At 67.4% G+C, this 12,008-nt stretch carries 13 protein-coding genes; 5 read left to right on the top strand and 8 right to left on the bottom strand.

The genetic code is table 11. The features are described 5' to 3' along the window. Positions 1–7 precede the first annotated feature (7 nt). The 5 genes from P73_RS25975 to P73_RS11190 are packed head-to-tail and all read left to right on the top strand — an operon-like array spanning position 8 to position 4,766. Positions 8–1,069 carry a GSCFA domain-containing protein gene (locus P73_RS25975; protein ID WP_158401937.1) on the top strand — a complete coding sequence of 354 codons (1,062 nt, stop codon included), beginning with the start codon at positions 8–10 and terminating at the stop codon, positions 1,067–1,069. Next, positions 1,066–1,932, top strand: coding sequence for a hypothetical protein (locus P73_RS11175; RefSeq protein WP_043869611.1), 867 nt, complete (start codon positions 1,066–1,068; stop codon positions 1,930–1,932). Before P73_RS25975 ends, P73_RS11175 begins: the two co-directional genes overlap by 4 nt. Further along, the gene (locus P73_RS11180; protein ID WP_052453202.1) at positions 1,929–2,858 is read left to right on the top strand and encodes an ABC transporter permease; all 930 of its coding nucleotides are present in this window, start codon (positions 1,929–1,931) and stop codon (positions 2,856–2,858) included. The genes P73_RS11175 and P73_RS11180 overlap by 4 nt, the downstream gene beginning before the upstream one ends. After that, entirely contained in the window at positions 2,855–3,655 is an 801-nt protein-coding gene (locus P73_RS11185; protein WP_043869612.1) for an ABC transporter permease, read from the top strand. Before P73_RS11180 ends, P73_RS11185 begins: the two co-directional genes overlap by 4 nt. Position 3,656: 1 nt before the next feature. Beyond that, positions 3,657–4,766, top strand: a complete 1,110-nt coding sequence (locus tag P73_RS11190; protein WP_043869613.1) for an ABC transporter ATP-binding protein — start codon at positions 3,657–3,659, stop codon at positions 4,764–4,766. Between the two features lie 102 nt (positions 4,767–4,868). On the opposite strand, the gene P73_RS11195 is transcribed toward P73_RS11190, so the two are convergent. The 8 genes from P73_RS11195 to P73_RS11230 form a co-directional block, all read right to left on the bottom strand. Next, entirely contained in the window at positions 4,869–5,486 is a 618-nt protein-coding gene (locus P73_RS11195; RefSeq protein ID WP_043869614.1) for a TetR/AcrR family transcriptional regulator, read from the bottom strand. Between the two features lie 11 nt (positions 5,487–5,497). After that, the gene (gene ppk2 / locus P73_RS11200; protein WP_043869615.1) at positions 5,498–6,385 is read right to left on the bottom strand and encodes a polyphosphate kinase 2; all 888 of its coding nucleotides are present in this window, start codon (positions 6,383–6,385) and stop codon (positions 5,498–5,500) included. Between the two features lie 150 nt (positions 6,386–6,535). Further along, positions 6,536–7,459 carry a homoserine O-succinyltransferase gene (locus P73_RS11205; RefSeq protein ID WP_043869616.1) on the bottom strand — a complete coding sequence of 308 codons (924 nt, stop codon included), beginning with the start codon at positions 7,457–7,459 and terminating at the stop codon, positions 6,536–6,538. Between the two features lie 34 nt (positions 7,460–7,493). Further along, entirely contained in the window at positions 7,494–8,366 is an 873-nt protein-coding gene (locus P73_RS11210) for a hypothetical protein (protein ID WP_043869617.1), read from the bottom strand. A 60-nt stretch (positions 8,367–8,426) separates the two neighbouring features. Further along, positions 8,427–9,344 carry a DMT family transporter gene (locus tag P73_RS11215; protein ID WP_043869618.1) on the bottom strand — a complete coding sequence of 306 codons (918 nt, stop codon included), beginning with the start codon at positions 9,342–9,344 and terminating at the stop codon, positions 8,427–8,429. A gap of 159 nt (positions 9,345–9,503) precedes the next feature. Further along, positions 9,504–10,595: an OmpP1/FadL family transporter gene (locus P73_RS11220; RefSeq protein ID WP_043871638.1), complete on the bottom strand. Its 1,092-nt coding sequence runs from the start codon at positions 10,593–10,595 to the stop codon at positions 9,504–9,506. Positions 10,596–10,775: 180 nt separating this feature from the next. Continuing rightward, positions 10,776–11,675 (bottom strand): DMT family transporter, encoded by a 900-nt coding sequence (locus tag P73_RS11225; protein ID WP_043869619.1) that lies wholly within the window; start codon positions 11,673–11,675, stop codon positions 10,776–10,778. Then, positions 11,672–11,950: a putative quinol monooxygenase gene (locus P73_RS11230; RefSeq protein ID WP_043869620.1), complete on the bottom strand. Its 279-nt coding sequence runs from the start codon at positions 11,948–11,950 to the stop codon at positions 11,672–11,674. The genes P73_RS11225 and P73_RS11230 overlap by 4 nt, the downstream gene beginning before the upstream one ends. Between the last annotated feature and the right edge of the window lie 58 nt (positions 11,951–12,008).

Consider the following 12,008-nt stretch of genomic DNA (forward strand, 5'->3'; position numbering starts at 1 on the left):
AGCGGTCTTGAGCCACCCATCGGACAGTGCGGAGGACACGGCCCGGCGCGGGCGTGGCGTGACGGCGGGGTGCGAGCCCACGCCGGGGTCCTGTCGGCCGAAATGGCGGCTGGACCCGGACAGCGCGGTGGCCACCGCCGGGAGTTGCTTTGCCCAGCATATCGGGCGCGCGCTGCGCGAGAGCGGGATGACCGTGCTCGATGCCGAACCGAAGCCGGCGGGCATGACCGGAGAGATGGCGCGGCGCTACGGCTATGGCCTCTATTCCGCGCGCTACGGCAATATCTACACCGCAAGGCAGATGCGCGAACTGCTCGAGGATGCGCTGCGCGGGCAGGTCAATCGCAAGCTTTTCTACATGCGCGACGGGCGCCATTACGACGCGCTGCGCCCCGGCGTGGAGCCCGAGGGCTGCGACACGCTCGAAGAGGCGATGGAGATGCGGCGCGAGCATCTCGCGAAGGTCACGGCGCTGATGCAGGTGAGCGATGTCCTCGTCTTCACCCTCGGGCTGACGGAGGGCTGGGTCGACCGGCGCGCGCGGCGGGTGCTCGCGCTGGCGCCGGGCGTGATCGCGGGACGGTATCGCGAACGGCGCTATGGCTTCGTCAATTTCGGCTATGACGCGGTGATGCAGGATCTGGCAGAGATCCGTCGGATGCTGCGGCTCTGCAATCCCCGCATCAGGATGCTGCTCACCGTCTCGCCCGTGCCGCTCACCGCCACGGCCTCGGGCGAGCATGTCCTGACCGCGAGCCGCTATTCGAAGGCGGTGCTGCGCGCGGCGGCGGGCGATTTTTCCGCCGCGCATCGCAATGTCGACTATTTCCCCTCCTACGAACTCGTGACCGCCGCCCCTTCGGAGCGCGCGTTCGAGGACAACCTGCGGTCGGTGCGCAAGGACATGGTCGCGCGCGTGATGTCCGCCTTTCTCGCGGCCCACGGGCTTTCGCCGGCGCCCGCCCCGGCGGCGACCGGCGAGGCCGGGGAAACGTCCGCCGGCGATGACGGCGCGGGCGAAGAGACGTTCACCTGCGAAGAGGCGCTGCTCGAGGCGTTTCGGAAATGACGCGGCGGGTCTGCATCCTCGGGAATTCCCATGTCGCGGCCTTCGTCGCGGCCATCGATGCCTGTCCCGACCGCTGGCCGGGAGTGTCGCCCTCCTTCTTCGCGGCACATGGCCATGCGCTCGACCGCTACGACCTGCGCGACGGATGGCTCGTGAGCGAGGACAAGGGTGCGCGCGCGCGGATCGCGCGTCTGACCGGCCGCGACAGCCTGCGATTGTCCGACTACGATGCCTTCGTCGTGACCGGGCTTCATTTCTCGATCTTCACGCCGGTGCGGGTGTTCCGCGAACTCTCCGCCCTCGACATGCCCTCCGTGGCGGGCCACGAGACCGCGCTCGCGGAGGGCAGGCCGCTGGCCTCCGGTCCGATGCTGCGCGCCTATACGGCCGACCGGCTCGCGCGCACGATGGCCTTCCGGCTCGCGCACAAGCTGCGCGCCGGCGGAGATGTCCCCGTCTTCATCGCGTCCCAGCCGCGTCCGTCGCGCCGGGCCTGCGCGACCGGCAGGCGATATCACGGCTTCGCGCAGCTTTCGGAGCGGGGCGACGGGCCCTTCGTCTCCGACTGGTTCGACCGCACGGCCAGCGCGCTTTGCGCCGCCGAAGGCCTCACCTTCCTGCCGCAGCCCGCTCAGACCGTCGAGGACGGGATCTTCACGCGGGAGCCGTTCCTGCGCGGATCGGTGCGGCTTGCCAAGCGCCGGAATTTGGCGCATGGAGCGGAGGATGTGCTGCATGCCAATGCCGCCTTTGCCTCGCTTTTGATCGACGACCTGGCGGAGGCGCTGGATTCGCCGGTTTGCGAAAGCGCCGGGGGGAAAAGCACTTGCAAATTTGATCAAAAGCCGAACACCATCGGATGACCGGAAGGAACGAGGGGGCGATCTTGGGCGACAGGCTGCGACGGTTTTTCCGCTCCGGGGAGGGCACCGGGCTGCTGCTCGTCTCCCCCACCGCGCTCTATGCGCTGCTGCTGCTCGCCGTGCCGCTGATCGCGATCCTGATGATCTCCTTCTGGACCCAGACCGGCATCCGGGACTTCGACACCACGCTCACGCTGGCGAATTACCGCGAGGCGCTCTCCGATCCGCTCTATCGCCAGCTCATGCTGCGCTCGCTGATGGTGTCGGGGCTGGTGACGCTGATCACCGTGGTGCTCGCCTTTCCGATCGCCTATTTCGTCTCCTTCGGGGTGCGCGCGGAGCACAAGTCGCTCTGGATCTTCCTCATCACCATCCCGTTCTGGACCTCCTACCTGATCCGCGTCTTCCTCTGGAAGGTGATCCTCGGCTTCAACGGAGTTCTCAACTCCGGCTTGCAGGCCATTGGGATCATTGAAGATCCCTTGACCTTCATTCTCTACAACGTGAATGCGGTGATCATCACGCTCGCCCATGCCTACGCGCCCTTCGCGATCCTGCCGATCTTCGTGGCGCTCGAGAAGATCGACCGCTCCCTGCTCGAGGCGTCGCGCGACCTGGGCGAAAGCCGCACCATGACCTTCCTGCGCGTGACCCTGCCGCTCGCCGCGCCCGGCGTCGTGGCGGCGGTGCTCATTGTCTTCATCCCGACCATCGGCGATTACGTCACGCCGCGCCTCGTCGGCGGTCCCGGCGGGCTGATGATCGCCAACATGATCCAGACCCAGTTCCTGCGCCTGAACAACGCGCCGCTCGGGGCGACGCTCGCGGTGCTGGCCATGCTCATCGTCGCGGTGATCGCCGTCGTCTTCATGCTGATCGGATACCGCGCCTCGGGCGGCGGCAAGGCGGGAGGGCGCCGCAAATGAGGGGTCTCAAGCTCTATGCCGTTCTCTACCTCATCTTCCTCTACGCGCCGATCTTCCTGCTGCCGCTCTTCGCCTTCAACAGCTCGACGGTCATCGCCTTTCCGCTCCAGAGCTTCACGACGGACTGGTTCACCCAGCTCCTGACGCTCAGGGAAATGCACGGCGCGCTGCTGAACTCGCTCGAGATCGCGGTGGTCTCGGCGGTGCTCGCCACCACGCTCGGCATCTTCGCCGCCATGGCCGCGACGCGCTACAGCTTTCCGGGGCAGAAGGGGATCATGGGCTTCATCATGCTGCCGCTGGTGCTGCCGGAGATCATCGTCGCGGTGTCGCTCCTCGTCGTGATCCTGCGCATCGGGCTCGACACCGGCGCCTGGTCGGTGATCGCGGGGCACACGCTGATCTGCACCCCCTTCGCCATCGCGATCCTGAACTCGGCCTTCGCGGCGCTCGATCCCTCGCTCGAGGAAGCCGCCTACGACCTCGGCGAAACCCCCGCCTCGACCTTCCGGCGGGTGACGCTGCCGCTGGTCATGCCGGGGATCATCTCCGCGCTGCTCATCTCCTTCACCATCTCGATGGACGAATTCATCATCGCCTTCTTCCTGACCGGGGCCGATCCGACGCTTCCGGTCTATCTCTTCTCGATGATGCGTTTCCCGAAACTTCTTCCGGCGGTGATGGCGCTCGGCACGATCCTCGTCGTGATCTCCGTGCTGCTCATCGTGATCGCCGAATATTTCCGCCGCCGCGGCGCGACACGCGCGGGGCTCAAGGACACCGGGGGCTTCCTCTGACATGACGATCAAGAAACGGCCGGCCGGACCGGCACTCATCACGCTGCGGAACGTGCAGAAGCATTACGGCGACTATCACGCCCTGCGCGGCATCGACCTCGAGATCGGGACGGGCGAGTTCTTCTCCCTGCTCGGGCCGTCGGGCTGCGGCAAGACCACGCTGCTGCGCACCATCGCCGGCTTCGAGGACTACGACAGCGGCGCGGTGATGATCTCCGGGCGCGACATGCGCGGCGTCCCGGCGAACAAGCGCCCCACGAACATGGTGTTCCAGTCCTACGCCATCTTCCCGCACCTGACCGTCGCGCAGAACGTCGGCTTCGGCCTGCGCAAGCGCGACATGCCGAAGGCGGAGAAGGCGCGGGCGGTCGAGCAGGCGCTCGACATGGTCGGCCTCACCGGCTACGGCCACCGCGCCGCCCATGCGCTCTCCGGCGGCCAGCGCCAGCGCGTCGCGCTCGCCCGCGCGCTCGTGCTGAAGCCGAAGGTGCTGCTGCTCGACGAACCGCTCTCCGCGCTCGACCGCAAGATGCGCGAACAGATGCAGGTGGAGCTGATCAAGCTCCAGCGCGAGGTGGGCATCACCTTCATCCTCGTCACCCACGACCAGGAGGAGGCGCTGGTGATGTCGGACCGCATCGCGGTGATGTTCGAGGGCGAGATCGCGCAATGCGACGACCCGGAAATCCTCTACCGCCGCCCGAAGACGAAGCGGGTCGCGGATTTCATCGGGGTGATGAACTTCCTGCCCGCCACCTGCACGCAGACCGGCGGAACGAGGATGGTCGCGGTCGAGGGCCTCGGCGAGGCCGAGGTCACCGCCGACCAGTGTCCCGAGGGCTTCCCCGAGGGCGAGGCGACCGTCGGCTTTCGCCCGGAAACCCTCACCATCCTCTACGAAGGCCAGACCGCGACCCATCGCGAGGCGTCCGCCACGGTGGAGGAGGTCGTCTATTACGGCGACATGACCTATTACGACGTGACCTTCGACGGGGTGGACAGGCCGGTGCGGCTGTCGATGCGCAACCTCTTCGGCCGCGACGTGCTCGACGTCGGCACCCGCGCGCGGATCAGCTGGTCGCCCGGCGCGCTCGTCGTCTTCCCGCGCTGAGCCCGCCGCCTCCGCGCCCTTCATCTGCTCGGAAATATCTCGGGGGTGAATGGCGCGGCACGCGCCAGAGGGGGCAGCGCCCCCTGTCCGGCCCCTCCGCCCTCACGCATCCGGCGGCAGAAGCCCCAGTCCGCGCAGGTAGATCCCGATCCCGCTTTCCAGGAGATCCTCGGGCGGGAAGGGCGAGCGCGTCCCCGGAGAGCCGCGCGCGAAGAGTTCCACGACACCGTGGCTCATCGCCCAGACATGGGCCGCGAACATCTGCGGCGGCGGCCGGCGGTCGGGGGGAATATGTTCCGACAGCTTCTCGGCCGCGCGTTCCAGCACGCCGAGGGCGCGGGTCGCGACCGCGTGCAGCTCCGGCGTGCGCTGGATCGAGATGCCGCTTTCGAACATCGCGACGTAATGGCCGGGGTATCGGCGCGCGAAGGCGAGATAGGCGCGTCCCGTCGCCTCGAAGGCGGCGAGCGCCGAGGGCTGTCCGGTGTCGAAGGCATAGTCGAGCAGGTCGGCGAAGACCTCGTAGCCCTGCCGCGCGATCTCCGCGATCAGGTCCTCGCGCCCCTCGAAATGGCGGTAGACCGCCGCCGGCGTCACGCCCGCCGATTTCGCCGCCTCGGAGAGGGAGAAGCCCGTCGGCCCCTTCTCCTCGATCAGCACGAGGGCCGCCTCGACGAGCGCCTGCTTGAGATTGCCGTGGTGATAGCCGCGTTTCGCCATCCCTGCCGCGCTCACTCGTCCCTGTCGCCGGTGACGAGGATCCGCGGCCCGTCGACGATGCTGTCGTCGATCTCCCCCAGCACGCCGGAGATCCTGCCCCGGTAGTCGATCCCGCGGAGCACCGCGCGGATCGCGTTGAGCCGCGCGCGATACTTGTCATCGGCGCGGATCACGGTCCAGGGCGCGATCAGCGTATGGCTGCGCTCCATCGTCTCGGAGATCGCCCGTGTGTAGTCGTCCCACTTGTGCAGGCCCTCGACGTCGATGGCCGAGAGCTTCCATTGCTTGAGCGGGTCGCCTTCGCGGGCGAGGAAGCGGCGCAATTGCTCGGCGCGGCCGACATTGAGCCAGATCTTGAAGAGGTGGATGCCTTCGGAGACGAGCATTTCCTCGAATTCCGGGAGCTGGTGAAAGAATTTCTCCCGCTGCGCGTCGGTGCAGAAGCCGAAGACCTTCTCGACCACGCCGCGATTGTACCAGGAGCGGTCGAAGAGCACGATCTCGCCCGCCGTCGGCAGGTGGTCGATATAGCGCTGGAAATACCATTGACCGGCCTCGCGCTCGGTCGGCTTCGCCAGCGCCACGATGCGCGCCGAGCGCGGGTTGAGGTTCTCGCGAAAGCGCTTGATCGTGCCGCCCTTGCCCGAGGCGTCGCGGCCCTCGAAGACGACGACGACGCGCTTGCCGGTCGCGCGCACATCCGCGAGCATCTTCACGAGTTCGCGTTGCAGCGCCGCCATCTCCGCCTCGTAGGCGTCCTTCTTCATCCATTTGTCGTAGGGAAAGGAGGGGGAGAGGATGTCGCGCTTGCTGCCCTCGGCCACCGCCTCGCGGATGGAGGCGGGCGCTTCGTCCTCGTAATAGCGGGTGATCGCGCCGTCGAAGGGCCGTTCGGTCATGGTCGCAAACCTGTTGTTAACGCGCTTAACACTATGGCGCCATGGCGCGCCACATGCAACTCGGCGCGGCAGCCGGTCCGTCGCGGGAGGCGCGCGGCGCATGGCCGGGCGTGACGGTCGCTGCGCCGGGGAGGCCCGGAGGAGGGGGATCTACTCCCCGATCCTGTCGAGCTCGAAGGGCGTGGTCTGGTAGATCTCGTTGATCCAGTTGCCATAGAGCAGATGCGCATGCGACCGCCAGCGGTTCGAGGGGCGCAGGGCCGGATCGTTGTTCGGATAATAGTTCACCGGCGGCGCGATCGGCTTTCCCGCCGCCAGGTCGCGCCGGTATTCCTCGTCGAGGATGCCCGTGTCATATTCGAAATGGTTGAAGATATAGAGCGCGCGATGGCCGGGATCCTGCACGAGGCAGGGGCCGGTCGTGTCCGAACCGAGCAGCGGCACGAGGCCCGGCACCGCGTCGATCTCGGTCTGGCGCATCTCCGTCCAGCGGCTCACCGGGATCCAGCATTCGTCGGAGAAGCCGCGCAGGTAGGGCGAGGCCGGGGCGAGGTTGTTCTGGCGGAAGAGGCCAAAGGCCTTCTCCGGCAGGATGTGTTTCCCGACGCCGTGGAAATGATAGATCATCGCCATCCCGCCCCAGCAGACGCCGAAGGTGGAATGGACATGGGTCTGGGTCCAGTCGAAGACCTCCTTCATCTCCTCCCAATAGGTCACCGCCTCGTAGGGCAGATGTTCGATCGGCGCCCCGGTGATGATGAGCCCGTCGAATTTCTCGCCCGAGGCCTTCACTTCCGCAAAGGGGCGGTAGAACTGCTCCATATGCGCGGCGGCGGTGTTCTTCGTCTGGTGCTCGGTCATGCGGATGAGATGGAAGTCGATCTGGAGCGGGGTCGCGCCGATCAGCCGGGCGAATTGCGTCTCCGTCTGGATCTTCTTCGGCATCAGGTTCAGAAGGCCGATCCGGATCTGCCGGATGTCCTGCCGCGCCGCGCGCCCCTCGCCCATGACCATGACGCCCTCGGCGGAGAGCACGTCATAGGCGGGAAGGGTTTCGGGCAGGGTGATCGGCATGGAGGCTCTCTTTCCTGGAGGGTGGGATGCAGATTTACGAGCTTGCCGCCCTGGTATCAAGCGCGCAGGCGACGAGGTCGCAGAAGGCCTCGGGCGTGGTCGCGGCGGCGACGTCCTCGGCGCGGATGGTGACGCCCCAGCCGTCGGCCATGGCGCGATAGCGCGGCTGGCGGTGGGCGAGCGCGCGGGCATAGGTGTAGCGGATGAAGTCGTCGGGATCGACCGCGGTCCCGGCGACGCCCTTTTGCGCCAGGTATTCGTTCCAGATCGCGTCGAGGAATTCGGGCTGGTAGGCCATCGGCTTGGGCGCGCGGTCGAAGCGGCGCACCAGCTCCTCGGTATGCGCCTCCGAACCCTTGATCCAGACGAGCAGCGCGCGCGCGGAGAGGGCGGTCAGGACCGGGTCCGCCGGATCCTCCGGTGCGACCCATTCACAGATGGAGCCACCGGTGTCGCAGACGAAATGCGGATAGCCGTAAAGCTCTTCGGCGCGGTCGATGAAATGGCCGGTGTCGAGGAGCGCGGCCACCTCCGCCTCGCGGAACAGCGCCTGGCGGCGGCGGAACTCCTCGATCGGGATGCCGCCCTTCGCCGGATCGCCCGGCTTGCCCAGGAAATGCGACACGGGGGCGAGATTGTCGAAGGTGATGTTCGACTTGATGTAGATGCTGTCCGACAGGAACTGGTCGCGCAGGAAGGGCTCGCGCATCGCGACCTTCTTGAGGTTGTCGTCGATCGCCTCGCCGAGATAGCGCGTGCCGATCCGGTAGTCGATCGAATAGTGATACCACTGGCCGGTGGCGCGCAACATGTTGGAGACATGGGTCTTCCCCAGTCCCGACATGCCGAAGAGAATGAGGCGTCGGGCGGTGCAGCCGCGCCAGTCGTCGCCGGTGTGGTAGATCATGTCGCTCCCTCGCCAAACACGGCCCTTCTCGTGCCACGCCTGCGCGGGGCTTGGCAAGGGCTAAGCCGGCCTCCGCGCCGCGAGGAGGCGAAGAATCCGCCCGTCGAGCGTCAGGAGGCCGAGCGCGATGAGCGCGAAGCCCGCATAGGCGCGCGGCGGGAGGCTTTCGCCCAGCACGAGCGCCCCCAGGGCGATGGAGACGGGCGCGACGATCAGGGTGGTGAGGGAGGTGTTGCCCGCGCCGGCGGCGCGCAGCACGCGGTAATAGATGAGATAGGTGAAGCCGGTGGCGACCACCGCGAGATAGACGAGCGCGACCCATGTGGCCGGCAGCAGCGCAAGCGGCGGCGGACCGGAGAGGGCGAAGGCGACCGGCAGGGCGCAGAGCGCGGCGCCGGAAAGCATCCCCGCCGCCGCGACCTCGGGGCGCAGCTCCGACAGCAGGAGCCGCCCGAGCGCGTTCGACAGCCCGTAGGACATGGTCGCCGCGATCATCGCGAGCTGGCTCAGCGAGGTCAGGTCGAGGGCGCGCAGCGCGCCGGGGCCGATCACCGTGACGATGCCGAGAAGGCCGAGGCAGACGCCCGCGAGCTTGCGCAGGCCGAGGCGCTCGTCGGCAAAGACGAGCGCCGCGAACACCACCCCGAAGAGCGCGGTGGAGGCGTTGAGGATCCCTGCGAGCCCGGAAGGGATGCGGTGCTGCGCCCATGTGATCAGCAGGAAGGGCAGCGCCGAGGTGAGGCAGCCGGTCACGACGAAGCGCCAGAGAGAGCGGCGCAGCGGCGGCAGCGGAAGCCGCGCGAGGAGCACGTAGCCCCAGAGGATGAGGGCGGCGAGGCTGACGCGGGCGGCGACCACCCAGTAGACCGGCAGTTCCCGGATCAGGAAGGCGACGGCGAGAAAGGACCCGCCCCAGAGCAGCCCCATGGCGAACAGCCCGGCCCAGGCGGCGGGGGAGATGGTCTTCTGCGGCGCCATGGTGTGTCCTTTGCCTTTTGGTCAAAATCGCCTGTGCCGCGTCGGGAGGCAAACCGGATTTTGTGCAAAGGCGGATCACGGTTTTTGATGCCGCCCATGAAAAAGGCCCCGCGGGGGGCGGGGCCTTGTCCGGTGGACCTGTCGGGCCGGTCGGCTCGGTCAGAAGCGATGCGCGATCTTGAGACCCACGCCGAAGGCGTCGTTGTCCTCGAATTCCGCGCCGATCCCGGTTTCCGCATCGCCGATCCAGATATAGCTCATCCCGCCCGAGATCGCGGTCTGTTCGGTGATCTGGTATTGCGCGCCGACGGTGAGGGAGGTGTAGCCGTCCCGCGGCGCGAGGTTGCCGGAGAGGCCGCCGGTGCCGTCCTCGTAGCCGATCGCGACGGAGCCCGACCATTTGTCGTTGAACCGGCGGCCGAGGCCGAGGCTGTAGGAGGTCGTGTCGCCGTTGTGATCGACCAGGTTCTGCCTGACGAGCGTCCCGTAGTCGTTCGGCGCGATCACCGTTTCGGTCCATTCGGCCCAGCGGACGGAGAACATCAGGAGCGTGTCGGGGGCGATGCCGGTCTGGAAATCGAAATTCACCGATTGCGGCATGGTCACCTCCATGTTGGAGGAGGTGTCGCCGAAGACGCCCGGCGTGCTTTCGTCGATGTCGAAGTCGATCGTCGTCTCGGAATTGTAGGTGAGCGCCGCGCGGAGCGCGATCTCCGGGATCTCGTAGGCGACGCCGGCGAGCCAGGACCAGTCGTTCTCGGTCGAGGTTTCCATGGAATAGCCGCCGGGGATCGGGAAGCCCGGCAGCGATACCTCGCCCTCGGAGGTGAGGTTGCGCACGCCGCCGTGGACGGAGAACCGGTCGTTGAACTTGTAGCGCAGGAGCGCGGTGACCCCGACCGTGTCCACCGTCGCCGTCGCACCGACCAACGGATAGGTCGCGTCGGCATCGCGGTAGTCGACATCCGCGCCGAACGGCTGGTCGAGGATGATCGCCATGGAGAGCTGGTCGGTCAGGTCGCGCTTATAGGCGGCGCCGATCTGGGTGTAGTTGTCGGCCATGTTGTCGGAAAAGGTCGCCCCGCCGATGTTGCCGGAGACATCCGGGGTCACGGAGCCGAAGCTCAGCTCGACATAGGTGCCTGTCTGGAAGATTGCTCCGATCGACTGGCCCGAGCGGTCCATGCCGCCTGCGAAGGCGCCGGTGGCGCCGACCGCGAAGACCGCGGTCAGAAAAGTCGTGTTTTTCATGATCTCCATCCCTGAACGAGCACCGGGCCCGTTATCCTAACAGATCGTCGTGATTTTTTGATGTGCCGTTATGTGCACTTGTCGTCCATAAAGCCTAAGCGTGCCCCAATTCTCAAGCAATTCTGACGCGGCGTCATTGCCCGGCGCGGGCCGTGGCTTTTGTGTCGCAGAGCGGGCTCGTCATGTGGCCGCGCGGGCGCGGGCGGCGCGGCTTTCGCCGCGGATGTTGAGGTAGATCGCGGCAAGGATCACCGCCGCGCCGAGGAAGACCGCCGGATCGGGCGCCTCGCCGTAGAAGACCATGCCGATCACCCCGATGAGCGGGAGGCGCAGGAAGTCCATCGGCGTCACGACCGAGGCGGGGGCGAGGCTGAGGGCGTTCGACAGGCAGAAATGCGCGCCGAGCCCGGCGAGCGCGATGAGCACGGCCCAGGGCAGGGCCGCAGGCGTCAGCAGCCGCGCGGAGCCGTCCGCAAGCGCGCAGGCGATCCCCATCCAGAGCTGCATGAAGGTCATCCAGAACATGATCGAGAGGATGGAGACATGGGCGGTGAGGGTGAGCTTCTTGGTGAACAGCGCCGAGGCCGCGAAGCCGAAGGCGCAGGCCGTCGCGGCGAGGAGGCCCGCGGAAAAACCGCTCGCGCCGAAGGGCCGGGCGACGAGGAGGATGCCGGCGAAGCCCATGAGCGACGTCAGCGCGCGCAGCGGCGTCATGCGTTCCCCGAGGAACAGCGTCGCGCCGAGGCCGACGAGGATCGGATAGGAGAATTCGAGCGCGAAGAGCTGCGCCAGCGGGATCAGCGGCAGGGCGTAGAGCCAGAGGTTCTGGGCGAAGAAATGCCCCAGGTTGCGCCCCAGGTGCAGCGGCAGGGCGCGCGGACGGCATTCCGCGAGCCGCCCCTGCGCGGTGGCGACGCCGAGCACGACCACGAGGCCGAAGAAGGAGCGGTAGGCGAGGATCTCGAACGTGTCGAACTGTCCGGTGAGCTTGCGCCCGGCGACGGCCATGGCGGAAAAGCCGGTGATGGAGCCGGCCATCCAGAGGGCGGCGCGCAGCGGATGGCTCTGCGGCGTGCTCATGCGGTGGAGGTCCGGAAATCGCGGCGCATATGGGCGGTGACCCGGCCCCAGTCGGAGCCGCGCATGCGCTCCTGATGCGCCTCGAAGGCGGCCTCGTCGCGGAACACCTCGGAGACGTGGAATTCCGTGGGCGTCAGCTCGTCCTGCCAGAGCTCGAAATCGAGGCAGCCGGGCTCTGCGCGGCTCTGGCGGATGTGGTCGGGCAGGAGGGCGAGCACGCCCTCCACCTCGTCGGGCGCGCAGGACAGGGTTCCTGTCAGAACGATCTTGGCCACCGTATGCTCCTCCTCACCGGTCGGTCTCCTTTACCCGGCGGCGTTTCCGGCGGGGAAG

It is taken from the genome of Celeribacter indicus (genome assembly GCF_000819565.1).
Taxonomy (GTDB): Bacteria; Pseudomonadota; Alphaproteobacteria; order Rhodobacterales; family Rhodobacteraceae; genus Celeribacter; species Celeribacter indicus.

Excerpts from the sequence above, each read along its gene's own strand:
- P73_RS11175 (WP_043869611.1), top strand. The coding sequence starts at position 1,066 with ATGACGCGGCGGGTCTGCATCCTCGGGAATTCCCATGTCGCGGCCTTC.
- P73_RS11180 (WP_052453202.1), top strand. The coding sequence starts at position 1,929 with ATGACCGGAAGGAACGAGGGGGCGATCTTGGGCGACAGGCTGCGACGG.
- P73_RS11185 (WP_043869612.1), top strand. The coding sequence starts at position 2,855 with ATGAGGGGTCTCAAGCTCTATGCCGTTCTCTACCTCATCTTCCTCTAC.
- P73_RS11190 (WP_043869613.1), top strand. The coding sequence starts at position 3,657 with ATGACGATCAAGAAACGGCCGGCCGGACCGGCACTCATCACGCTGCGG.
- P73_RS11195 (WP_043869614.1), bottom strand. The coding sequence starts at position 5,486 with ATGGCGAAACGCGGCTATCACCACGGCAATCTCAAGCAGGCGCTCGTC.
- ppk2 (WP_043869615.1), bottom strand. The coding sequence starts at position 6,385 with ATGACCGAACGGCCCTTCGACGGCGCGATCACCCGCTATTACGAGGAC.
- P73_RS11205 (WP_043869616.1), bottom strand. The coding sequence starts at position 7,459 with ATGCCGATCACCCTGCCCGAAACCCTTCCCGCCTATGACGTGCTCTCC.
- P73_RS11210 (WP_043869617.1), bottom strand. The coding sequence starts at position 8,366 with ATGATCTACCACACCGGCGACGACTGGCGCGGCTGCACCGCCCGACGC.
- P73_RS11215 (WP_043869618.1), bottom strand. The coding sequence starts at position 9,344 with ATGGCGCCGCAGAAGACCATCTCCCCCGCCGCCTGGGCCGGGCTGTTC.
- P73_RS11220 (WP_043871638.1), bottom strand. The coding sequence starts at position 10,595 with ATGAAAAACACGACTTTTCTGACCGCGGTCTTCGCGGTCGGCGCCACC.
- P73_RS11225 (WP_043869619.1), bottom strand. The coding sequence starts at position 11,675 with ATGAGCACGCCGCAGAGCCATCCGCTGCGCGCCGCCCTCTGGATGGCC.